At 64.7% G+C, this 23310-nt stretch carries 21 protein-coding genes; 11 read left to right on the top strand and 10 right to left on the bottom strand.

Features of this window, described 5'->3' with window-relative positions:
• Nucleotides 1-4: 4 nt before the first annotated feature.
• Both dprA and ACZ41T_RS09555 read right to left on the bottom strand, forming a co-directional pair.
• Complete coding sequence (gene dprA / locus ACZ41T_RS09560; protein ID WP_464921166.1) at nt 5-1117, bottom strand: DNA-processing protein DprA; 1113 nt, start codon at nt 1115-1117, stop codon at nt 5-7.
• A gap of 30 nt (nt 1118-1147) precedes the next feature.
• Nucleotides 1148-2416, bottom strand: coding sequence for a LysM peptidoglycan-binding domain-containing protein (locus ACZ41T_RS09555; protein WP_464921165.1), 1269 nt, complete (start codon nt 2414-2416; stop codon nt 1148-1150).
• Between the two features lie 160 nt (nt 2417-2576).
• Here ACZ41T_RS09555 and def point away from each other — a divergent pair, with 160 nt between their 5' ends.
• From def to ACZ41T_RS09500, 11 genes are all read left to right on the top strand, one after another.
• Nucleotides 2577-3110 carry a peptide deformylase gene (def, locus tag ACZ41T_RS09550; RefSeq protein ID WP_464921164.1) on the top strand — a complete coding sequence of 178 codons (534 nt, stop codon included), beginning with the start codon at nt 2577-2579 and terminating at the stop codon, nt 3108-3110.
• Nucleotides 3111-3118: 8 nt separating this feature from the next.
• Nucleotides 3119-4090 carry a methionyl-tRNA formyltransferase gene (gene fmt, locus ACZ41T_RS09545; RefSeq protein WP_464921163.1) on the top strand — a complete coding sequence of 324 codons (972 nt, stop codon included), beginning with the start codon at nt 3119-3121 and terminating at the stop codon, nt 4088-4090.
• 108 nt (nt 4091-4198) lie between these two features.
• A complete protein-coding gene (rsmB, locus tag ACZ41T_RS09540) occupies nt 4199-5509 on the top strand; it encodes a 16S rRNA (cytosine(967)-C(5))-methyltransferase RsmB (protein ID WP_464921162.1) in 1311 nt (436 codons plus the stop codon).
• A gap of 7 nt (nt 5510-5516) precedes the next feature.
• Nucleotides 5517-6092 carry a DUF4390 domain-containing protein gene (locus tag ACZ41T_RS09535; protein ID WP_464921161.1) on the top strand — a complete coding sequence of 192 codons (576 nt, stop codon included), beginning with the start codon at nt 5517-5519 and terminating at the stop codon, nt 6090-6092.
• Nucleotides 6092-8224: a sensor histidine kinase gene (locus ACZ41T_RS09530; RefSeq protein WP_464921160.1), complete on the top strand. Its 2133-nt coding sequence runs from the start codon at nt 6092-6094 to the stop codon at nt 8222-8224. Before ACZ41T_RS09535 ends, ACZ41T_RS09530 begins: the two co-directional genes overlap by 1 nt.
• Nucleotides 8221-9495, top strand: coding sequence for a sigma-54-dependent transcriptional regulator (locus ACZ41T_RS09525; RefSeq protein WP_464921159.1), 1275 nt, complete (start codon nt 8221-8223; stop codon nt 9493-9495). The genes ACZ41T_RS09530 and ACZ41T_RS09525 overlap by 4 nt, the downstream gene beginning before the upstream one ends.
• A 96-nt stretch (nt 9496-9591) precedes the next feature.
• Nucleotides 9592-10965, top strand: coding sequence for a Trk system potassium transporter TrkA (gene trkA / locus ACZ41T_RS09520; RefSeq protein WP_464921158.1), 1374 nt, complete (start codon nt 9592-9594; stop codon nt 10963-10965).
• A 6-nt stretch (nt 10966-10971) separates the two neighbouring features.
• Nucleotides 10972-12429, top strand: a complete 1458-nt coding sequence (locus ACZ41T_RS09515; RefSeq protein ID WP_464921157.1) for a TrkH family potassium uptake protein — start codon at nt 10972-10974, stop codon at nt 12427-12429.
• A 119-nt stretch (nt 12430-12548) separates the two neighbouring features.
• Complete coding sequence (locus ACZ41T_RS09510) at nt 12549-14006, top strand: TrkH family potassium uptake protein (RefSeq protein WP_464921156.1); 1458 nt, start codon at nt 12549-12551, stop codon at nt 14004-14006.
• 37 nt (nt 14007-14043) lie between these two features.
• Complete coding sequence (locus ACZ41T_RS09505; protein WP_464921155.1) at nt 14044-14367, top strand: tetratricopeptide repeat protein; 324 nt, start codon at nt 14044-14046, stop codon at nt 14365-14367.
• 18 nt (nt 14368-14385) lie between these two features.
• Nucleotides 14386-14661: an oxidative damage protection protein gene (locus ACZ41T_RS09500; protein ID WP_464921154.1), complete on the top strand. Its 276-nt coding sequence runs from the start codon at nt 14386-14388 to the stop codon at nt 14659-14661.
• Nucleotides 14662-14813: 152 nt separating this feature from the next.
• On the opposite strand, the gene phoU is transcribed toward ACZ41T_RS09500, so the two are convergent.
• The 8 genes from phoU to ACZ41T_RS09460 form a co-directional block, all read right to left on the bottom strand.
• Nucleotides 14814-15515 (bottom strand): phosphate signaling complex protein PhoU, encoded by a 702-nt coding sequence (gene phoU, locus ACZ41T_RS09495; RefSeq protein WP_464921153.1) that lies wholly within the window; start codon nt 15513-15515, stop codon nt 14814-14816.
• A gap of 79 nt (nt 15516-15594) precedes the next feature.
• Nucleotides 15595-16083: a hypothetical protein gene (locus tag ACZ41T_RS09490; RefSeq protein ID WP_464921152.1), complete on the bottom strand. Its 489-nt coding sequence runs from the start codon at nt 16081-16083 to the stop codon at nt 15595-15597.
• Nucleotides 16080-17021: a Nudix family hydrolase gene (locus ACZ41T_RS09485; RefSeq protein WP_464921151.1), complete on the bottom strand. Its 942-nt coding sequence runs from the start codon at nt 17019-17021 to the stop codon at nt 16080-16082. Before ACZ41T_RS09485 ends, ACZ41T_RS09490 begins: the two co-directional genes overlap by 4 nt.
• 42 nt (nt 17022-17063) lie before the next feature.
• Nucleotides 17064-18290, bottom strand: a complete 1227-nt coding sequence (gene argJ / locus ACZ41T_RS09480; RefSeq protein WP_464921150.1) for a bifunctional glutamate N-acetyltransferase/amino-acid acetyltransferase ArgJ — start codon at nt 18288-18290, stop codon at nt 17064-17066.
• A 65-nt stretch (nt 18291-18355) separates the two neighbouring features.
• Complete coding sequence (locus ACZ41T_RS09475) at nt 18356-18592, bottom strand: hypothetical protein (protein WP_464921149.1); 237 nt, start codon at nt 18590-18592, stop codon at nt 18356-18358.
• Between the two features lie 135 nt (nt 18593-18727).
• Nucleotides 18728-19066 carry a type 1 pili tip component gene (locus ACZ41T_RS09470; RefSeq protein ID WP_464921148.1) on the bottom strand — a complete coding sequence of 113 codons (339 nt, stop codon included), beginning with the start codon at nt 19064-19066 and terminating at the stop codon, nt 18728-18730.
• Between the two features lie 63 nt (nt 19067-19129).
• Nucleotides 19130-19729: a DUF938 domain-containing protein gene (locus ACZ41T_RS09465; RefSeq protein ID WP_464921147.1), complete on the bottom strand. Its 600-nt coding sequence runs from the start codon at nt 19727-19729 to the stop codon at nt 19130-19132.
• A gap of 68 nt (nt 19730-19797) precedes the next feature.
• Complete coding sequence (locus ACZ41T_RS09460; protein ID WP_464921146.1) at nt 19798-23202, bottom strand: UvrD-helicase domain-containing protein; 3405 nt, start codon at nt 23200-23202, stop codon at nt 19798-19800.
• Nucleotides 23203-23310: the final 108 nt, after the last annotated feature.

Raw genomic sequence — 23310 nt, 5'->3', positions numbered from 1 at the left:
AGTGTCAGTGAATTTTTTGGTAACGCCCACCGGGCAAGGGTGCAATCCGCCCGTCCAGTTCAAGCGCCAACAGCTTCGCTGAAAGCGCTTCCAGCGTCAACCCGGTTCTTTGTGTCAGCGCGTCGAGGGTGGTCGGCGCGCCGTCCAGTGCATCCAGTATCGGGTCTGACAGGGTTTCGGCCGGCACCCGCAAGGGGTGCGCCGTCTGACGCTCGTCCTGCGGGCGGTCTTGGCGCAGCACCGGCGGTGCCAGCCGCTGCTGCCACGCCAGTTCGTCGAGAATGTCGGCGGCGGATTCGACCAGTTTGGCGCCCTGTTTGATCAAGGCATGACAGCCGCGCGCCAGCGGCGAATGGATCGAACCGGGAATGGCGAACACCTCGCGCCCCTGTTCGGTCGCCACTCGGGCGGTGATCAGCGAACCGCTGTTGGGCGCGGCTTCCACCACCAGCACGCCGCGGCTCAAGCCGCTGATCAGCCGGTTGCGGCGCGGAAAGTGGCCGGGCAGAGGAGCCGTTCCGAGCGCGAACTCAGACACGATCAGCCCGTTTTCGGCCAGCCGGTGCGCCAGTGCCTTGTTACGCGCGGGATAAATGCGGTCGAGACCGGTGCCGATGATGGCAATGCTCGAGCCGGCGCCGGCCAGCCCGCCGCGGTGCGCGGCGGCGTCGATGCCGAGTGCCAGCCCGCTGACGACGGTGAGGCCGGCGTCGGACAGCGCGTGGGCGAAGGCCTCGGCGTCGCGTACGCCCTGCGGCGTGGCGTTGCGGCTGCCGACGATGCCGAGGCAGGGCTGATTCAACAGGCTGCGCCGCCCCTTGCAATACAGCAGGGCGGGGGGATCGGCAATCTCGAACAGGCTTTTCGGATAATCCTCGTCCGCCAGCGTCATCAGGCTGTTGCCGGGCCGGGCGAGCCAGGCGTGAGCGGCGTCAAGCAGCGCGGTGTCGGGTTCGCCCAGCAGTGCATCGCATTGTGCGCGGGAAAGATGCGCCGCCAGCGCACCGCGCCCGGACGCCAAAACGGCCTCCGGGGAACCGAAGGCCGTCAGCAGGCGGATCAGGCTGGTGTTGCCGACGCCCGGAGCGAGGGCGAGGCGCAGCCAGGCGTCAGGCACGCTCGAGACGTCTTTCGGGCGCGCGCATGCTCAGGGGTTTTTCACCGTGTCGAGCAGGTAGACCGGCCGCTCGGACTGCATGATGAGCGCGTAAGACACGCGGTCGAACACACGGTACACCATGACCAGGCCTGTCCGCGCATCCGGAAGCTGCACCGATTCGGCCTGTTTTTTGTTCGTGCACCCCTGATCGTAGGTTTCCCTGGGTTCGAAGAACTGGTCGAAACTGACCTTCTTGCCCGGTTTCAGGCAGCCCACGTCCAGGTAGGCCCATGGGCCTGCTTGCACTTCTGCACTTGGATTACAGTCTTCCATGACCTTGCCGGGCTGGTAAAACTGGTCGAAGCTGACTTCTTCTCCGGGCTTGATACAGCCGGAATCCAGATAAACCCAGCGCTGGTGCCCGGCCTTGTCGATTTTTACCACTTTACCAGCGCGGTAAACGGCCAGCACATGGCCCGGTTCGAGGCCGTCTTGAGTGCCGCGATTGATGACGACGGTCTGGTAACGTCCCGAATTTGCGAGTCCCGTCACACCGTAGGCAGAAATTACCTTGCCGGAAATCGGCTTTTCCGGCGCATGCGGCACAAACTCGAACTGCGTATCTTCCCGGGCCGGGATCAGCTTGTCCTGGGGGAGGATTTCCTGGCTAACCCGGGTGATCCGCAATTTTTGCGGATTGCCAGGCGCCACGGTTTCCGCATCGCCCAGATATTCCGCTTCATGGCCGAGAAGTTCGCCATCGTCCGGATTCGTCAGGGCCTGGCCTTTGCGATAAACCTGCCACCGCGTGGTGCCCGATTCATCGCTGGTCGCGTAAACGGTATCGCCGGGGGTCATGATGACACGCTCCTCGTTGGTGCCGATGATTTGCGGTGCTTTTTCAAGCATGTCATGGCTGACCAGCAGCGGCTGGTTCAAAAAGGCGTGGATGGCATTGATCGGAATGGCGGGAATGGCGTCATCTCCGATGTTGGTTGCGCGGACGCCGGGCGACAGCTTGACCGTCGGCAGGCCGTTGCCGCCCTTGACCAGCGACAGCCGCGGTTCCTTGCCGCTGCGGTCGAGCACAACGAGGTCACCGGGATAGATCCAGTGCGGATTCTTGATCGCTTCGCGATTCAGGTTCCAGATTTGCGGCCAGCGCCACGGATCCTTGAGAAAACGCCCGGAGATGTCCCACAAGGTGTCGCCCTTGACCACGACATAGGTGTCGGGTGCGTTGTCCTGCAGTTTCAGGGTGTCCGCCAACGCAGGCATCGCCAGCAACAGGGCAAGAGTAATAACGAATTGACGCACGGGGGAACCCTCCACTTTAATCTTGTCTAATTTTGCGTTGAAAATATACTGTGCGCTTAGCTTACGGCTATCCACCACCTTATATTTAGGGCGTTGCGAATTTGGATGCGGATTTCGCATCAAAGTGTGCACCCAGCCCCTTCATTCGTAAACCTTATTTATGGCCAGACTCGATATCCTGCATTATCCCGACGCTCGCCTGCACACCGTTGCCAAGCCGGTGGCCACAGTCGACGCGCGCATCCGCAAACTGGTCGACGACATGGCCGAGACCATGTACGCGGCCCCCGGAATCGGCTTGGCGGCGACCCAGGTCAACGTCCACGAGCGCATCATTATCATCGATATTTCCGAAACCCATGATGCGCTGCGCGTCTTCATCAATCCTGAAATCGTCGCCCAGGCGGGCCGTGAAGAAAGCGAGGAAGGCTGCCTGTCGGTGCCGGGCGTTTTCGACCGGGTCCAGCGCGCCGAGCGCGTCACCGTGCGCGCACTCGATCATGTTGGCAAGTCTTTCGAGCTGGACGCCGACGGCCTGCTGGCGGTATGCATCCAGCATGAAATGGATCACCTGATGGGCAAGATATTCGTCGATTATCTGTCCAACCTCAAACGCAACCGCATCAGGGCCAAACTGGCCAAGCAGGCACGCGAACACCGGCCCGACGCCGCGCCGGTGCGCGCGTCGCTCTGAGCCGGCCCGTGCGCATCGTCTTTGCCGGCACGCCGCCGTTTGCGGCGGCCGCCCTCAACGCCCTGGCGGACGCCGGGCACGATATCGTCCTGGTGCTGACCCAGCCCGACCGCCCGGCCGGGCGCGGCATGAAGCTCGCGCCCAGCGCGGTCAAGCAGGCGGCGCTGGCGCGTGGCCTGTCGCTGTATCAGCCCGCTAGCCTGAGATCTGCCGAGGCCGAGGCCGTACTGCGCGCGGCGGATGCCGATGTCATGGTGGTTGCCGCCTACGGCTTGATTCTGCCGCAAGCGGTGCTGGACCTGCCCCGCCTGGGCTGCCTCAACATCCACGCGTCGCTGCTGCCGCGCTGGCGCGGCGCGGCGCCGATCCAGCGCGCGATCCTGGTGGGCGACCCGGAGACCGGCATCACCATCATGCAGATGGACGCCGGGCTCGACACCGGGGCGATGCTCTCCAAAACGGTGGTGCCGATCCTTGAAACCGATACCGCTGCCAGCCTGCACGACACCCTGGCCGCTGCCGGCGCCGCCGCGATCGTCGCGGCGCTGGCGAATTACCCTGCGCTGGTGCCGCAGGCGCAGGACGACGCCCAGGCCACCTATGCCGCCAAACTGAGCAAGGAAGAAGCCCGGCTCGACTGGCGCCAGCCCGCCGATGCGCTGGCGCGCGCGGTACGCGCCTACAATCCGGCGCCCGGCGCATGGACGCTGCTGGACGGCGCGCCGCTGAAGATCTGGTCGGCGCACGGTGTCGCTGGCTCGGGCGCTTCAAAGGACACCGACTTTCTACGCGCTTCCGCCCATGAAAAATCGGATGAAGCCGGCACCGTGCTGCTGGCGGAGGCAGACCGGCTGCTGGTCGCCTGCGGCAGCGGCGCGCTGGCCTTGCAGGAGATCCAGCCGGCGGGCGGCAAACGGATGACGGCTGCGGCGTTTCTTGCCGGCCGGTCGCTGCCGGCCGGCGCCCGTTTCGGCGCCTGAGACCGAACTTCGGGCTGCCGCTGTTGGCACCCGGCCTGCTATCATCCGCCGCTTATCGCTGCGGCTGGAATCCCATGAATCAACCGACTAACCGGGGCATGCCCCTCCATGCGTGATCTGCAAAAACTGGCCGCCGGCGCGCTCGAAGAAGTGCTTGCCGGCGCGGCACTGCACCAGGTGTTGCCGCGGCGCCTGCAACAACTGGAAACGCCGGGCGAGCGCGGCGCCCTGCAGGACATCGTGTATGGCAGCCTGCGCCATCTGGGGCGCCTCGATGCCTGGCTGGAAGCGCTGCTGGAGCGCCCGTTGACCGATCCTGAGCTGGGCTGGCTGCTGCGCGTGGCGCTGTACCAGCTGGCCTACACCCGGGCGCCGGCGCATGCCGTGGTGCACAACGCGGTTACTGCGGCGGGCGAGGGCTGGCGGCGCGGGCTGGCCAACGCGGTGCTGCGCAATTTTCAGCGCCGTCGCGCCGAGCTGGAAAAGCGTGCGGACGAGCAGCCGCGCGCGCGCTGGTCGCACCCCGACTGGTGGATCGCCAAACTGCAGGCCGCACATCCGGCGCACTGGCAGAGCATTCTCGAAGCCAGCCAGCAGCATCCGCCGTTCACCCTGCGCGTCAATTGCCGCCACGGCGACGTGGCGAGCTACCTGCAGCGTCTGGCGGAGGCCGGCCTGCCGGCGCGGCAAACCGGCCCGGATGCGGTCACCCTCGACAAGGCGATGCCGGTACACACGCTGCCCGGCTTCGATCAGGGCGACGTGTCGGTGCAGGACGCCGGCGCGCAGTGGGCGGCGCGCCTGCTCTTTCCCCTGCCGGGCGAGCAGGAGCTGCACCAAGACCGCCCGCCGAGCGAGCATCTGGCGGCGCACCCCCTGCGGGTGCTCGATGCCTGCGCTGCGCCCGGCGGCAAGACCGGCCACATCCTGGAACGCGCCGATGTGAGCCTGACCGCGCTCGACCTTGACGTCACGCGGCTGGCGCGGGTGGAGGAAAACCTCAAGCGGCTGCAACTCGCCGCCACGCTCATTCAGGGCGATGCTGCGCAACCCGAGGCCTGGTGGGATGGCCGGCCGTTCGATCGCATCCTGGCCGACGTGCCGTGCAGCGCCTCCGGTGTGGTGCGCCGCAACCCCGACATCAAGTGGTTGCGCCGTCCCGACGACATCGCGCAATTTGCCGCGCAGCAGGTCGTGATGCTGGAGGCGCTCTGGCGGCTGCTGGCCCCGGGTGGTACATTGCTCTACGCAACCTGTTCGGTCTTCAATGAAGAAAATGACGGGCAGGTGCGTGCGTTTCTGGCGCGCCACGTGGGAGACGCCGAACGCTGTCCGCTTCCTGAACCTTTGTCCGACGGGTCGTTGCTGCCCGCTGCCGAGCATGATGGCTTTTTTTACGCCCTGCTGCGCAAGACCTGAACCGGCTTTGCGCTGGCTGGCGGCGCTGTGGCTGGGCTGCTGGCTGGGCGTGGGCAGCGCGTTGGCCAGCGACAAGGGCGCGGTCAGGCAGGCGGTTATCCAGGCCTCGCCACAAGGTTATGTGCTGGATGCGGACATCGATGTCGTACTCAACCCGACTCTGGAAGACGCGCTGACCCGCGGCATCAATCTATATTTCCAGCTGAACCTGGAACTGACCCGGCCGCGTAACTGGTGGTTTGACGAAAGCATTGCCGAGCCGGTTCGCAAGATGCGGATTTATTACCACCTGCTGCTGCGCCGCTATGTCGTTGAAACCGGCTACACCACGCAGACTACCGCCACGCTGGACGAAGCGCTGGCCTTGCTGGGGCGGGTGGAAAGCTGGCAGGTGCTGGAGCGCGGCGCGCTTAAAACCGGGCAGCATTACGACGCCCGCCTGCGCCTGCGTCTCGACACCGCACAATTGCCCAAGCCGCTGTCTATCGGCGCGGTCACCAGCGACAAATGGGAATTCTCCACCCCGTGGTACGACTGGTCGTTTGAGGCGCCCGCTTTGCCTGCCCCACCCCCTTTGCCCTGATGCGAAGTCTGATTGTCGCCGCCCTGATCATGGGCATTGTGTTGCTGTTCCTGCTATTCGATGCCAGCAGCGGCAGCAGCCTCCTCTCCGACACCCTGCCCACCCTGTTCATCGGTGGCGGCGTGCTTGGCGTGGCGCTGCTGGCGCTGCTAGGCTGGCGCTTGTGGTGGCTGCAAAAACGTATCCGCCGCGGGGTGTTCGGCGCCAAGCTCACCTTGAAATTGCTGCTGATGTTCAGCGTCGTCGCCATGCTGCCCGGCCTGGTGGTGTATGGTGCCTCGGTGTTCTTTCTCAACCGTTCGATCGAGACCTGGTTCGACGTGCGGGTCGACAACGCACTGACCTCCGGCGTCAATCTCGGTCACGCCGCGCTCGACGACCTGCTGCGCGAGCTGGGCAAAAAAGCCCAGCGCATGGCGCTGACCCTGTCGGACGAGGGTATCGGCTCGACCATTACCAGCCTGTCGATTCTGCGCGAGCAGAGCGCGGTGCAGGAGCTGACCCTGTTCGACGAACGCGGCGGCGTCATTGCCCACCTCAGCGGTGAGCGCGGCACCCTGTTACCGGTGCTGCCCGAGCGCAGCGTATTGTGGCAGGTGCGCCAGCAGCAGCCCTACAGCCGGATCGAGGAAATGGCCGAGCGCGGGCTCATCATGCGCGTCATCGTGCCGGTGTATACCAGCGCGCTGGCCGGCGAAACGCGCGTGCTGCAGCTGGTGCAGCCGGTGCCCGCCGGTCTGGCGCGCGACGCGCAGGCGGTTCAGCTGGCGTACCAGGAATACCAGCAGATCGCTGTGTCGCGGCTGGGGCTGAAGCGCATCTACGGTGTGGCGTTGACGCTGACCCTGATGCTGGCGCTGCTGATGACCCTTGTCATCGCCTATTTGCTGTCGGAGCGCCTTGGCGCACCGCTGCGCTCGCTGGCGCGCGGCACCCGCGCCGTGGCCAAGGGCGATTTCTCGCAGATGCCGTCGGTGAAGAGCCGCGACGAGCTGGGCGTACTGATCCAGTCGTTCAACCGCATGACGCGCCAGCTGTCCGAGGCGCGCGAACAGGTCGCGCGGAACCATCAGCAGACCGAGCAGGCCAAGGCCTTTCTGGAGCGCGTGCTGGCCAGCCTGTCGTCTGGCGTGGTGGTGCTCGACGACGCGCTGCGGGTGCGCACCGTGAACGGCGCAGCCGCGCAGATTCTCGGGGTGGCGGGTGCTGCGCTCGACGCCCACCCGCTTGCCGAACTGGGGCAGCCGGACGAGGCGTTGCATGCGTTCGGGGCCACGGTTGCGGCGCGTTTTGCCGAACACGAAGGCGAATGGCAGGAACAGATCGACTATGCGGGTTACGGCGGCAACCAGTCGCTGCTGCTGCGCGGCACCCGCCTGCCGCCCGGAGTCGAGCGCGGCTACGTGCTGGTGTTCGATGACGTCACCAAGCTGATCGACGCCGAGCGCAATGCCGCCTGGAGCGAGGTGGCGCGCCGGCTGGCGCACGAGATCAAGAATCCGCTCACCCCGATCCAGTTGTCGGCTGAGCGCATCGCGCGCAAGCTGAATGGCCGACTGGAAGCGGCGGACGCTGAATTCCTGGCACGCGCCACGCAAACCATCGTCAACCAGGTCGCTGCAATGAAAAGCATGGTCGATGCTTTCGCCAACTATGCGCGGATGCCGCGCGCCCGGCTCGAGGCAACCGATCTGAATGCGCTGGTGCGCGAAGTGCTGGCGCTGTACGACGCCAGGGCGCTCGGGCTGCGGCTGAATCTCGATGCTGGCCTGCCGCGCATCGCGGGCGACTCCACATTATTGCGTCAAGTGATTCATAATCTGTTGCAAAATGCGCAGGATGCGCTGACCGGCCATTCCGCGCCGAGGGTCGAGGTCGGCACGCACCTTGATAACGATGCTGTTTATTTGACCGTAACGGACAATGGAGCCGGGCTTCCGGAGCACCTGATGACGCGGCTGTTCGAGCCCTATGCAACCACCAAGGCCAAGGGAACGGGTCTGGGCCTGGCCATCGTCAAAAAGATCGTCGAAGAACATCATGGCAAAATCCAGATTGAAAACCTCAAATCGGGCGGTGCCGCCATCCGCATCGCACTGCCTGTTTTCAATGCAGCCGGGGAGCAAGCGTGAGCGGGCATATTCTCGTTGTCGATGACGAAGTGGGCATTCGTGAGTTGTTGTCGGAAATTCTCACCGACGAGGGCTACGACGTGCACCTGGCGGAAAACGCGGAAGCAGCGCGCGCCTTCCGCGCCCTGCGGCGTCCCGATCTGGTCCTGCTCGACATCTGGATGCCCGATACCGATGGCGTGACGCTGCTGAAGGAATGGGCGGCCGGCGGCCAGCTCACTATGCCGGTGGTGATGATGTCCGGCCACGGCACCATCGATACCGCGGTCGAAGCCACCCGGCTTGGCGCCACCGATTTTTTGGAAAAGCCGGTTTCGCTGGCCAAGCTGATCGATACCGTCAGCAAGGCGATCAAGCGCGGCGTCGCCCTGCCCCGCCGCATGCCTGGCATGGATCTGTCGGCGCTCGGCCGCAGCCCGCTGATCCTCGAACTGAAAAAACGCCTCACCCAGATTGCCAGCAATACCGCGCCCGTCCTGCTGCAGGGCGAGACCGGTAGCGGCTTTGAAATCTGTGCCCGTTTCCTGCACCAGCCCGCCAGTCCGTGGGTCGAGGTCAAGGATCGCGCGCGGTTGGTGTCCGATCCGCTTGGTTTTGTCGAGGCACTCGGCAACGGCACGTTCTATCTACCCGAAGTGTGCGAGCTGGCGCGTCTGGAGCAGAAAGGCCTGGGGCTGCTGCTCGACCGTATCGAGGGCAGCGGCGCGCGCCTGGTGTGCGCGGCCAGGCGCAGCCTCGACGCCATGGTGGTGGCGGGCGAATTCGACAATCGCCTGTATTACCGCCTGTCCAGCCTGGCCATTCAGGTGCCGCCGTTGCGCGAGCATCGCGAGGACGTGCCCGAAATTGCCAACTTCATGCTGGCGCAGCTGGTGGAGGAAGGCGTTTGCCCGGTGCGGCGCCTGACCACGCCGGCCCTGAATCAGCTGCGCAACTTCGACTGGCCGGGCAACCTGCCGCAGCTCCACAACGTGGTGCGCACGCTGGCAGTCACCGCGCTGGCGAGCGAAATCGACGCTGCCGACGTCAATCGCGTGCTGGCTCCGATGAAGCAGTCGACCCCCGCGGTGGCCCACGGCATCCCGCTTGACATTCCGCTGCGCGAGGCGCGCGACGCTTTCGAGCGCATCTATTTCGAGCACCTGATCCAGCAGGAAGGCGGCAGCATGACCCGGGTCGCCGACAAGTCGGGGCTGGAACGCACCCACCTCTACCGCAAGCTCAAACAGCTGAACATCCGGCATGGACGACGCCTCGACGAAGACCTGTGACATGAGCGAGGCGTCAGGCGTGAGAGGCGAGCGGCTCCCGGCAAGAAGCAAGGCCTCGGGTTCCAGTCTCATTCCTCATCCCTTGCCCCCCCCATCATGAAAATCATCATTCTCGGCGCCGGCCAGGTCGGCGCCAACCTGGCCGCAAGCCTGGTTATCGAAAGCAACGACATCACCGTGGTCGACCTGGATGTCGAGCGGCTGGCGCTGCTGCAGGATCGCTTCGATCTGCGCACTGTGCGCGGCCATGCCGCCCATCCCTCGATCCTGAAAATGGCCGGCGCGGACGATGCCGACATGCTGGTGGCGGTCACCCAGAGCGACGAGACCAACCTGGTGGCGTGCCGTATCGCGTCGACTCTGTTCAATGTGCCAACGCGCATCGTGCGGCTCCGTTCGGCCGATTTCCTGGAAACAGAGGTCGGCTTTCTTGCCGAACATTTCGGCGTCGATCATGTCATCAGCCCCGAGCAGGAGGTCACCGAAACCCTGCGCCGCCTGATCGAGCACCCAGAAGCGCTGCAGGTGCTGGATTTCGCCGGCGGCAAGGTGCGGTTGGTGGCGGTGCGCGCCTATCACGGCGGGCCACTGATCGGCCACGAATTGCAGGACCTGCGTCGCCACATGCCGGATATCGACGTCCGGGTGGCGGCGATCTACCGACGCAATCATGGCATCGTGCCGCAGGGCATCACCGTCGTCGAGCCGGAAGACGAGGTTTTTTTTCTCGCTCGCAAGCAGGATATTTCTGCCGTCATGCGCGAGCTGCGGCGCATGGAGCGCCCGGTCAAGCGGGTCATGATTGCCGGCGGCGGCAATATCGGGCGGCGCCTGGCGGCGAGCCTGGAGCTCGATTACGAGGTCAAGCTGGTCGACCACAACAAGGTCACCTGCACACTGTTGGCCGAAAAGCTGCACCGGACGCTGGTGCTGTGCGGCGACGCTACCGACGAGGACCTGCTGGAGCAGGAAAACATCGAGTCGATGGACGTGTTCTGCGCGCTCACCAACGACGATGAGGACAACATCATGTCGGCGCTGCTGGCCAAGCGCATGGGCGCGAAGCGGGTGATTGCCCTGATCAACCGTTCGGCCTACGTCAATCTGGTGCAGGGCGGCGAGATCGACATTGCCATTTCGCCGGCGCAGGCGACGGTCGGCCCGCTGCTGTCGAAGATCCGCCGTGGCGACATGGTGACGGTGCATTCGCTGCGGCGCGGCGCGGCCGAGGCGCTTGAAATCGTTGTTCATGGCGATTTGAAGACCTCCAAGGTGGTGGGACGTCGCATCGGCGACGTGGCGTTGCCGGAGGGCTCGTCAATCGCCGCCATCATCCGCGGCGAAAAAGTCATCATCGCGCACCACGATACCCTGATCGAGGCGGAGGATCATCTCATCGTCTTCGCGCTCAACAAACGCATCATTCCCAAGGTCGAAAAGCTGTTCCAGGTCGGTTTCGGATTCTTCTGAGTTTCCATGCACCGTCTCGCGCCTCTGCTGCATGTGCTCGGTCCGGTGATCCTGATTTTTTCCTTCGCCATGCTGGCGCCGCTGGCGACGGCGTTTTTTGCACACGATGCGGCGCAGCATGCGTTCGACGAATCCTTTGTCGTGACGCTGGCCGCCGGTTTTGTCTTATGGCTGGTCGGGCGGCGCTGGCAGCGCGAGCTCAAGGTGCGCGACGGCTTTCTGCTGGTGCTGCTGGTGTGGACCGGCCTGCCCGCCTTCGCCACCTTGCCCTTCATGATCTATGCGCCGGAAATGGGCTTCACCGACGCCTATTTCGAGACCATTTCGGCGCTCACCACCACCGGCGCCACCGTGATGAGCGGGCTCGACACCCTGCCGCCTTCGCTCAACCTGTGGCGGCACCTGCTGCAGTGGCTGGGCGGCATGGGTATCATCGTGCTGGCAGTAGCGATCCTGCCGCTGCTGGGAATCGGCGGCCGACAGCTGCTGAAGGCTGAATTGCCGGGGCCGATCAAGGACAGCAAGCTCACCCCGCGCATCGCCGACACCGCCAAGCTGCTGTGGGCGATGTACGCCGCGCTCACAGCGCTCTGCGTGCTGGCGCTCAAATTTGCCGGCATGAACTGGTTCGACGCAGTCTGCCACGCCTTCGCCACGTTGAGTCTGGGCGGCTTTTCCACCCACGACGCCAGCGTCGGCTATTTCGATTCGCCGCTGATCGAGGCAGTGCTGATTTTCTTCATGCTGGCGGCGGCGCTCAATTTCGTCACCCATTTTCTGGCCTTCCGCCAGCGCAGCCTTTCGGCCTACCGGCATGATCCCGAGGTGGCCGGTACGCTCGGACTGGTGATCGCGAGCTGTCTCGGCATCAGCCTGTATGTGTGGCAGGCCGGCGTGTATCCGGAGTTTCTGACGGCCCTGCGCCATGTCAGCTTCAACCTGGTCTCGCTCGCCACCGATTGCGGCTTTGCCAGCACCGACTTCAACAGCTGGCCGATCTTTGCGCCGATGTGGATGCTGTTGTTGAGCTGTGTCACCGCGAGTTCCGGTTCCACCGGCGGCGGTCTGAAAATGATCCGCACGGTACTGATGCTCCGTCAGGACGTGCGCGAACTGGAACACCAACTACATCCCGCCGCCCTTCTGCCGGTCAAGATCGGCGGCCAGGCCGTGCCCAACCAGATCGTGTTCGCGATCCAGGCCTTCGTCATGATGTACATCGCCACCATCGTAACGATGACGCTGCTGCTGCTGGCCAGCGGGCTCGATTTCATCAGCGCGTTTTCTGCCGTCATTGCCTGCATCAACAACGCCGGCCCCGGACTCAACGAGGTCGGTCCGGGAACGAATTACGCCGGCCTCAACGACTTCCAGACCTGGGCCCTTTCATTCACCATGCTGCTTGGGCGGCTCGAGCTGATCACCGTATTTGTGTTGTTCACCCGCGCCTTCTGGCGTGGCTGAGGGCGGGCGCTGGTAACATCGCGCTAACCGAAACCGGTCTGCCGCAACGAGACTGCGCTTTTTTATCCAGCCCACCCCCCCGCAAGCGGAAGGGGTAAACGCCACGCACCAATCGACTCATGTCGCAAATATTGCCTGTCGTCCACATCCTGTCGAAAGTGCTGATCCTTTATTCGGCCGCATTTTTGCTGCCGCTGGCGATCTCGCTGGGGCTGGAAGATGGTGCGCACCGGGCCTACGACGAGGCGATCGTCGTCACCCTTCTGTCCGGGGTGGTGCTGTGGCTTTTCTCCCGCAGGGGCAAGCGTGAACTACATACCCGCGATGGCTTCCTCCTGGTGGTGACGATCTGGGCGATCCTGCCGCTGTTTTCCGCCATCCCGCTGCTGTCGTACCTGCCCGACCTCAGCTTCACCGACGCCTATTTCGAAGCCGTCTCGGGCCTGACTGCCACCGGCGCCACTGTGCTGTCCGGGCTCGACGCCCTGCCGCCCTCGATCAATGTCTGGCGCACCCAGATGCACTGGATCGGCGGCATGGGCGTGATCGTGCTGGTGGTGGCGGTACTGCCGATGCTGGGGGTTGGCGGCCGGCAACTGTTCAAGGCCGAAACGCCGACGCCGATGAAGGACAGCAAGCTCACCCCGCGCATGGCGGAAACCGCCAAGGGACTGTGGCTGGTGTACGTCATCGTCACGGTGTTCTGCATCCTGGCGCTGTGGGCCGGCGGCATGAGCTGGGTGGATGCCCTCATTCACGCCTTCAGCGTGATGAGCCTGGGAGGCATGTCCTCGCACGACGCCAGCTTGGGCTATTTCGATTCCCTCACCCTGGAAATCATCGTCATGGTGTTCGCGCTGATCGCCGGGATCAGCTTTTCCACCCATTTCATGGCGTTCCGCATGCGCAATCTGCTGGCTTATCGCTTCGACACCGAAATCCGCTGGTACTTCGGCGTGCTCGGCGCCAGTATTCTCGGGCTGGCGTTCTACCTGCGGTACAAGGGGATTTACCCCGATTTCCCCGAGGCGCTGCGCTATGCGGCGTTCAACACCATTTCCATTGCCACCACGCTCGGGTTTTCCACCACCGATTTCAATGTGTGGCCCTATTTCGCCCCGTTGTTCATGCTGTTTCTGTCGAGTTTTATCGCCAGTTCCGGCTCCACCGGCGGCGGCATCAAGATGCTGCGGGCGGTGCTGCTGTATAAGCAGGTGTATCGCGAACTGATCAAGCTGGTGCACCCCAACGCGGAAATCCACACCAAGATTGGCCGGCAGTCGGTGCCCAACAAGATCATCTACGCGGTGCTGGCTTTTCTGTTCATCTATGTCGCCTCGATCGTTACCCTGTCGCTCATCCTCTCCGCATCCGGGCTGGATGTTTTTACCGCGTTCACCGCGGTGGTGGCGATGGTCAACAATACCGGACCCGGTTTGGGACAGGTCGGCCCCACCAGCACCTATGCCGTTTTGACGAATTTTCAGGCCTGGGTGTGCAGCTTTGCTATGCTGCTCGGGCGACTGGAGTTTTTCACCCTGCTGGTGGTGCTGACCCCGGCATTCTGGAGAAAGTAAGAAAAAGCTTATGCCATCGATCGCCGATTTCGAAGCCATGCTGGCCGCCGGCCGTGACAACGCATTGCTGCGCTTCTCGCTTGGTAACGAATATCTCAAGCAGGGTGATGCAATTAAAGCGGCCGAACACCTGCGCCAAGCGGTCGGGCACGACCCGAAATATTCCGCTGCCTGGAAGCTATTGGGCCGCGCGCTTGTCGACAGCGAGGCCTGGAGCGAAGCGTTGGCGGCCTACCGGCAGGGCATCGCGGTAGCCGAGGCGTGTGGCGACAAACAGGCAGCCAAGGAAATGGGCGTGTTTGCACGGCGAATCGAGACCGCGCTGATCCATAAGCCGCTTGGGTTAAAATCGGACGATTGATTTTTTCAGGAGTAGAAAATGACGCGGATGGTGAATTGTGTGAAGCTCGGGCGCGAGGCCGAGGGCCTGGCCTTCCAGCCGGTGCCGGGCGAGATGGGCAAGAAGATTTTCGAGAACGTGTCGAAAGAAGCCTGGGCCGGCTGGCAGCGCCACCAGACCATGCTGATCAATGAAAATCGCCTCAACCTGGCCGACGCGCAGGCACGCAGCTACCTGATGGAACAGATGGAGCGCTACTTTTTCGGCGGCGGCAACGTCGATGCTGCCGCGGGTTACGTGCCGCCTGCAAGATAGTGCGTGGTTGTTGACGCTTCAGCGGCTTTAGTGCGTGGTTGTTGCCGATTCATCGGCTATACAACCGCGGCCTCCCCCTTGCGGGTAAAGCCGGCAGCGCTCATGCAAACGGGCTCCCGCGCGGGAGCCCGTTTGCATGAGCGCTGCAAAAATCACATCACTTCTTTTTCAATTTCTTCCAGAGATGTGTGGCGGACGTCCTTGCCCTTGACCATGTAGACCACGTATTCCGACATGTTCTTGGCGTGGTCGCCCATGCGCTCGATCGCCTTGGTGACGAACAGGATGTCGATAAAAACCGATATGGTGCGTGGGTCTTCCATCATGTAGGTGATGAGATGGCGCAGGTTGAGGCGGAATTCCTCGTCCACCGCCCGGTCCTGGCGGGCGATTTCCACCGCCTTGGTGGCGTCCAGGCGGGCAAAGGCGTCAAGCGCCTTGCGCAGCATGTCGAGCACCATGTCCGCCATATATTTGACTTCGGAGAAGCGCGGCATGCTGATGCGCCCGGACTGGTGGATCAGCTTGGCCATACGGGCGATCTTGGTCGCCTCGTCGCCGATGCGTTCGAGGTCGGTGATGGTCTTGACCACCATCATCACCATGCGCAGATCGGATGCGGTTGGCTGGCGGCACGCGATGATGCGGGTGCAATCCTCGTCGATGGCGACTTCCAGTCCATTGACGTTATGGTCGTTTGCATCAACCCGCCCGGCCAGATCCATGTCGCCCGAAATGAGTGCTTCAACGGCGTTGACGATTTGTTCTTCGACTATGCCGCCCATTTTCAGCACGCTGGCGCGCACGGCTTCCAGCTCGGCATCAAACTGCTTGTAGGTGTGTTCTGTTGGCATCGTGTCGGTATCCCCAAAATTCGCCTTTGATTATAGGCTGCGTATTGTGAAGATTACATGACGGGCAATGCGGCGAATTTCATTGTGTGCTGAAGGGCAGCACGTAACGTGAGCCGTCCAGGTCCAGGTACAACATCCAGCGGCCCTGTCCGCTGACGCAAGCCGGCAGGGTTACCGTCGAGGTCCAGACGCCGTTCGCGGCCGGCCGCAGGTCGTAGCGGTTGAAGCCCATGTTCATGCCAACCATCTGGAATTCTGCGCTGATGCGGGCGGCGTTCACTGCACGGACGTTCAGTTCGAACGCCTCCAGTGGCGCCGGCCGCACCGAAAAGTGCACGCTTGCCGGTGCACCGTGGTGGTTGAAGGCGCAGCCGGCCAAGAGATCGACGCAGGGCACCGCCACTGCCTCGGGCGGACGCTTCAGCCAGTAACCGGCAGCCGCGATCGCCACCAGCGCGACCAGCAGCAGCAGTGGCGCCAGCACCCGCATGGGGTACGCCGCCGCCAGATTTTTATGTCCTTCAGGGTGCCCGGCTTGCGGGCGATCCCGGTGCCGCACCCGTTTCACGTCCACGCCCCGCGCAGCAGCGCCACGCCGTGCGCGCCGTGCGACTGCGCCAGCGCCGCATCGTCCCGCCCCAGCCCACCGAGGCCGTAGACCGGGATCGGGCTGGCGGCGGCGAGTGCGGAAAAGGTGTCCCAGCCAAGCGTGGCGGCGCCCGGATGGGTGAGCGTGGGCAGCACCGGCGACAGCAGTGCGAAATCGGCCTCGATCGCGGCGGCGTGCGCCAGCTCGGCGGCATCGTGGCATGACACGCCCACCCAGCCGCAATCGGGACGCGCCGTCAGTTTGGCGGCGGCGGTCGAATCGAGGTGCACGCCGTCCGCGCCTGTTGCGCGCGCCAGTTCCAGCGTGCCGTTGACCAGTACGCGGGCGCTGTACCGATGGGCGCGGCGCACCGTCTCGCGCGTCAGTGCCAGCCGGGCGTCTTCAGGCAGCGTCTTGTCGCGCAGCTGGATCAGTCGCAGGCCGTTGTGCAGCGCGATGTCGAGGCGCGCGAGGAAGGTGTCGACGCCAAGCGACTCGGCATGCGTAATCCCCAGCAGCGGCGGTAGCGACAAGGCCTTCAAAATCGGGAAATTGGCCGGCAGGAGCGGCGTCACCTCGACCGCATCGGGCTGCTGCCAGGAAAACACTTGTCCCTCGTGCGGGTGCGGTTCGCCCTGCCAGTCGAACACGCGGAAAAAATTGAGACGTACGATGGCATGCGGGTATTCGAATACACGGGTGATCCAGCGGCAGGCGCGGGCGACGACGATGCCGAGCTCCTCGTGCAGTTCGCGCACCAGCGCGGCTTCCAGCGATTCGCCTGGCTCCACCTTGCCGCCGGGGAATTCCCAGTAACCCGCGTAGACCTTGCCCTGCGGACGCTGCGCCAGCAGCACCCGGCCGTCGGCCTGGGTCAGCACCGCAGCGGAAACTTCGACGATGGAACCGTGGCTCATTGGCGTGCGCCGGGTCTGGCCGGCAGCCGTTCAGGTATTCGCTCAAGTACGGTATTCGGCATTGATCTTCACGTAGTCGTAGGAAAAGTCGCAGGTCCACACGGTGGCATCCACGCTGCCGCGATTGAGCGCCACGCGCACGGTTATGTCGGCTTCCTGCATTACCGCCGCGCCCTGCGACTCGGTGTAGCTGGCGGCCCGTCCGCCCTTCTCGGCCACCAGCACATCACCCAGATACACCTGCAACGTGTTGACGTCGAGGTCCGTCACCCCCGCATAGCCGATGGCGGCGAGGATGCGGCCGAGGTTGGGGTCGCTGGCGAAGAACGCGGTCTTGACCAGCGGCGAACGCGCAATGGCGTAGGCGATCTGCTTGCATTCGGCGCGGTCGCGCCCGCCTTCGACCGCCACGGTGATGAACTTGGTCGCGCCTTCGCCGTCGCGCGCCATTGCTTGCGCCAGTTCGATGGCGACCTCACTCAAGGCAGCTTTCAGCGCGGCATAGTCGGCGCTGGCCGCGTCGGAAATTTCTGCGTTGCCCGCCTGCCCGGTGGCGATCAGGATGAAGCTGTCGTTGGTCGAGGTGTCGCCGTCGACGGTGACGCAGTTGAACGACACATCGGCCACCGCCTTCACCAGCTGTGGCATCAGGCCGGGGGCGACGGCCGCGTCGGTCGCCACGTAGCCCAGCATGGTCGCCATGTCGGGATGGATCATGCCGGAGCCCTTGGCGATGCCGGTCACCGTTACCGTCTTGCCGCCGATTTGCGCCCGGCGCGACGCGCCCTTGGCGACGATGTCGGTAGTCATGATCGCGTGTGCGGCTTCCGACCAGTGGTCGGGCGCGAGATCTGCCTGCGCTGCCGGCAGCGCAGGCAGGATCTTGTCGATGGGCAGCGGCTCCAGGATCACCCCGGTGGAAAACGGCAGCACGGCTTCTGCCGCGCAGCCCATCAGTTGGGCCACCGCCTCGCAGGTCTGGCGCGCGCGCCGCAGGCCCTCTTCACCGGTGCCGGCGTTGGCGTTGCCGGTGTTGATCACCAGCGCGCGGATGTTGCCATGCGTCAGATGCTGCTTGCACAGCACGACCGGCGCAGCGCAGAAGCGGTTTTGCGTGAACACCCCGGCCACTTGGGTGCCCGGCGCAAGCTCGATCAGGGTGATGTCGCGCCGTCCGGGTTTCTTGATGCCGGCCGAGGCAATGCCAAGGCGCACGCCACCAATGGGTAGCAGGGAAGCGGGATCGGGGGCGGCGAGCTTGACGGGCATGGCGGTTTCACAAAACGGAAAACCGTCATTTTATGCCGGCCGGTCGGCAAATGGATGGCGTGGGCTTACAGCGTGCACCCCAGCAACCCGTTCATCGCGCGGCGGAATTCGGGCCGCCACGGCCACACCGGATCGAGTTCGATGGAGCGCGCCAACGAGACAAGTGAAATCAGTGCGAAAACTGAAAACAGCAGTTGCGAAACGAGTTGGTGCGGGATGAGCATGCCGAGGGGCATGACCAGAAAGCCGGGAATATAAAACCGGCTGGCAAAGGCCGCAAAAAAAGCCGGGCCGAGGTACATGGCGCTCCCCTCATTAGAAGTTGTTGTGCCAAATACCCGGCAAGTCTCGTTCCAGATTCGAAAACCGCAGTCAATACAAGGGATTACATTTGCCTGGCGGATCGTGCCCGCAAAAAATGTAAATTAATTCGATAGCTACTTGCCTTCCGGTTCGGCGGCGAGCTTGCGCAGGATCTCATGCGACAGCGAATAGAACTGCGGCGTGGGGCCGAGATCTTCGTAGATCGGATCGCCGTAGTCGTCTTCGGCAATGACGCGGTTGCCGGGGATGTAGGGCATGGCCACCTCAAGTTCGTCCAGCGCGGCACGGATCAGGTCGGCCATCAGTTGGGAAGCGCTGCAGCCGGGATACATCATGTGCAGGGCTTCGATCCGCGCGGCGTCTCGCAGTGGCAAATGAACCGTGTAGGCATGTACGTCGGTACGTGCTTGTCCTTCCTTGCTCCAGCGCTGGATCAGTTCGGCGATACGCATGGGCTTTCCCCGGCCTCACAATGCTTTGTTTATAGCAAAGCCCTTCGTAAGGGAAAGCCGGATTCAGCTTGTGCGGCGCCACACCAGCGTGCGGTTGTTCGCCGGCATGGCGATGTCCTGCTGCAGGACCAGCCCCTGCGCGCGCGCCAGCGCATCCACCGCCTCGAAGTCGCGCACCCCGGAGGCGGGGTCGCGCGCCTTCAGCCAGGCGTCGAAGCGCGCATTGCTCTCCGAGGTGAACGCACCGTCGGTATTGAACGGGCCGTACACCGCCAGCACGCCGCCGGCCTCCAGCACTTCGCCCACCCCTTCGAAAAACTGTTCCACCTCGGGCCAGCCCATGATGTGCAGGGTGTTGGCCGAGAACACCGCATCGTAGCGTCCGCTGCGCCAGCCGGGCTGGCTGACGTCGAGTGCGATCGGCGGCCGCACATTGGGCAGCGCGGCTTCGTCGAGCCAGGCCCGGATGCCCGGGTGATGCGGCGGCACGTCGGCGCTCTGCCAGACGAGGTGCGGCAGTTCGGCGCCGAAATACACGGCATGCTGGCCGGTGCCGCTGCCGATTTCCAGCAGCTGGCGGCAGTCGGCAAATACTTCGCGCAGCACCGCCAGGATCGGCTCACGGTTCTGCACGCAGGATTCGGAAAAGGGCTTGTCAATCAAGTTTGTTGCTCCAGTGTCAGAGAATGCCGCTTGCCGGCGGCAAGAGAAAAAATGCGGACCCATGGTTTTCAGCCGGACATCATGTCGACCAGGCGGCCATCGGCCAGCAGCAGCGCGGCGTGCACCGGCTTGCCGGCATAGAGTTCGGCGAGCAGGATCCGGTAGCCGGTGAGCTGGGCGCGATGGCGCTCGACCAGTTGCGCATCGGACAGCGCACGGCTGTCGTCGCCGGTCTTGTAGTCGATCAGCCACACTGCGTCGTCGAACTCCACCACGCGGTCGAGCCGCTGCAGGCGGCCGTCGGCATCCAGCAGCGCCCACTCGTTGTGGGCGCGTCGATACCGCGCCGGGTCGAACAGGTGCGCCAGCCGCGGCTGTGCCAGCAGGGTGCGGGCCGCGGCCTCGGTGGCATCCAGTTCGGCTTCAAGCCCCAGGCGCGTCGCCAGCGCGGGCAGGTCGCGCGGTGTGCCGGGCGGCGCATGGGCCTCCAGGCATGCGTGGAACAATTCGCCGCCCGCCGCCGCCGGACTTACGGCCGGCGGGGCGATACGCTGCCCCACCGCCGGGGCGTCGATGCGAACCGGCACAGCGGAGGGACTGGTTGTCTCGGCGGCGGCGGATGGCAGATCGGCCGGCAGGCCCAGGTTTTGCCAGGCGGCGTCGACGCGTGCCAGCCAGGCGTTCTTGTCGGCGTCGCCGCTGACGATCAGCCCCTGCGCGGCGCGGGTCAGCGCCACGTACAGCAGATTGTCGGATTCGCGCTGCGCCAGATCCGCCTCGTCCTGGAACCAGTCTTGCCGTGCCGCGCCCCGGTCGTCCAGTTTGCCGAACAGCGAAAAATGTACCGGCCGCGCGGCCTCGGGCGGCCACGGCGCCAGCACGGCGTAGCTGTCGCCGCGCGCGTGGTCGCTGCCGCCCAGGAGCCAGACGATCGGCGCTTCCAGCCCCTTGGCGCCGTGGATGGTCAACAGGCGCACCGCATTCTCGCCGTCGGCCGCCAGCCCCTCGCCGGGCGCGGCATCGGCATCGTCGATCAGACTGGCCAGCTCGCGCACGAAGCCGGCCAGCGTGGGGTAGCGCCCCGCATCCTGCGTCAGCGCCAGCTGCATGAAGGCGCGCAGGTTGGCAGCCACCTGGGGTCGCATCGCCTCCGGCACGGCGGCGGTGTAGCGCGCCTCGACATCTCCTTCAAAGTAGATGCGGTCGAGCAGGTCGTGCACCGGCAGGGTGCCGCAGTGGGCGCGCCAGCGGGTCAATCGCTGCGCCGCGCGCGCGAGCGTGGCGGGACAATCGGGCTCGGCGTTCAGTGCAATCAGCCCTTCCCAGCCGCGCGGCGCGGTGCCGGGCACGAACACCCGCAGCAGGTCGTCGTCGCTGCAGCCGAAGACCGGGGACTTCAGCACGTGCGCCAGCTTCAGGTCGGCGTGCGGCAGCAGCAGGGTTTCGATCAGCGCGATCACGTCCTGCGCTTCCAGCGCGTGCAGCAGGCCGCCACGGCGCGAGGTGATGAAGGGAATGCCCGCGGCTTTCAGTTCGCGCTCGTACAGGTGCAGGTGGGTGCGCTTTCGCACCAGCGCCATGACGTCGCCGGGCCGCGCCGCGCGCACGGCGCCGGCTTTATCTGTCACGCCCCAGCGCCCCAGCACCTCGTCGCGCAACACCCGTGCAAACTGCCGCGCTTCCTCATGCACGGCGCGGTCGTCGGCTTCCGGCTGCGGCGTGGTGAGCGGATTGCGCATACGACTCCACACGTGGCCGGAGGCCGCGTAGTGGATCGGAGTCCCCGTGTGGGGCAGACCATTGGCCGTCGCGGTTTCTGTTTTTTCCACCTGTACCGGCAGGCTGCGCAGCGCGCCCGGGCGCAGGGCGTTTGCCGGCGCGTGCGTGTGCTCGGCAAAGCCCGCCACACCGGCAAACACCGGGTTGATCGCCGCCACCACCGCCGGCGCCAGTCGCCGCGTCATATCGGTGCTGAAGCGCGCGGCGTCGAAATGCGTGTGCAGAAAATCCGCCGCGGCATCGAACACCCGTGCCTCGCCGCGGCGGAAGCGGTAGATCGCCTGCTTGGGGTCGCCCACCATGAATACCGTCATCGCGCTGTCGGCGCCGCGCGCTTCCAGCAGCCAGCTCGAAAGCGCCTGCCATTGCAGCGGATTGGTGTCCTGGAATTCGTCGAGCAGCAGATGCCGGTAGCGCGCGTCCAGCTTCAGCGCCAGCGCCGGTGCATGTTCCTCGCTGGCGAGCAAACGGCACGCCAGCCATTCGGCATCGGCGAAGTCGATCACCCCCTGCTGCAGCTTGGCGTCCTGATAGGCCGCCAGCAGCGCGTGGCCGAGCAGCAGACCGTGGCGATTGAGCGCCCAGATGCGCTGGTCGGCCTGGATCGCGGCGACGGTTTCGAGCGCGGTTTCCAGCGTGTCGAGGTCGCGCAGGTAGGTGTCGAGTTCAGCGCCGAGCGCTTTTTCCAGTTCCTTGGTCGTCTGCTTCTTGCGCCGCTTGCCCGCCGTCATCAGGTGTCTCATGAGTGAGACATGCGCCTCATCGGGCGGCAGGCCCAGGCTGCGCTGAATTTCGGGCGCGCGCACCCGCTCGCTTTTGCCGCCCTTTTCCAGCGCAAAGCCCACCCGCTTCACCCGCGCCGCCATCGCTTCGTCGGCCCAGAATGCCGCCACCGGATCAGTGTCGAGGTCTTCGACCAGGCCGGGCCGCAGTTGCGCCAAGGCAAACGCCACCGGATCAAGCTGGCCATCGGTGTAGGCCCACCACTCCGCGCGCGCCTGCACAAAATGCGCCAGCAGCGCGCGCAGATTATGCTCGCCGACGTCGGCCAGCAAGGCCAGCAATGCAGTGCCTTCGGGTGACCCTTCCGCAGCACCCGCAAGGGGTACGCCGGCGGGTGCCCCGCCGCTGCGCGGCGACCCTTCCGCAGCACCCGCAAGGAGTACGCCGGTGGGTGTCCCGCCGCTGCGCGGCGACCCTTCCGCAGCCCATTGCGCCAGCAGGCGGTTGCGAACCTCGTCCTGCAGCAGGCGGGTGCGCTCAAGCAGCGGCGCGCCCCACGGCACCCCGGCTTCTAGTGGCGCGCGTTTCAGCAGATCGAGAAACCAGCCGTGGAAGGTCGTCACCGTCGGCCCCGGCTGTGCGGTCAGTACCGTCTCCAGCAGCGCGCGCGCGCGCGGCAGCAGCGCGTCGATCTCGTCCTCCGCCACCGCCCGTTCGCGCAGGAATGCGCGCACTGTCGCGTCATCTTCCAGCGTCAGCACGCGCAACCACTCGTGCAGGCGGTCGGTCATCTCCTGCGCCGCCTTGCGCGTGAACGTGATCGCCAGCAGTTCCGAGGGTTCGGCACCCGCAAGCAGCAGGCGCAGCATGCGCGACACCAGCAGCCAGGTCTTGCCGCTGCCGGCGCAGGCTTCCACCACCACCGAGCGGGCGGGGGACAGGGCGGTGGCGGTGTCGAGGGGTATAGTCATGAGCGATCCAGAAGCATTATCCTAAATATCGTCTAACTGCAGTTTTCGAGGAGAAGGCGTACTCAACTTAAACAACGCGGACCAGTACGCCTCATCTAAAAACATTTC

The sequence above is a fragment of the Thiobacillus thiophilus genome (genome assembly GCF_055378705.1).
This window is presented reverse-complemented; position numbering and strand designations above follow the sequence as displayed.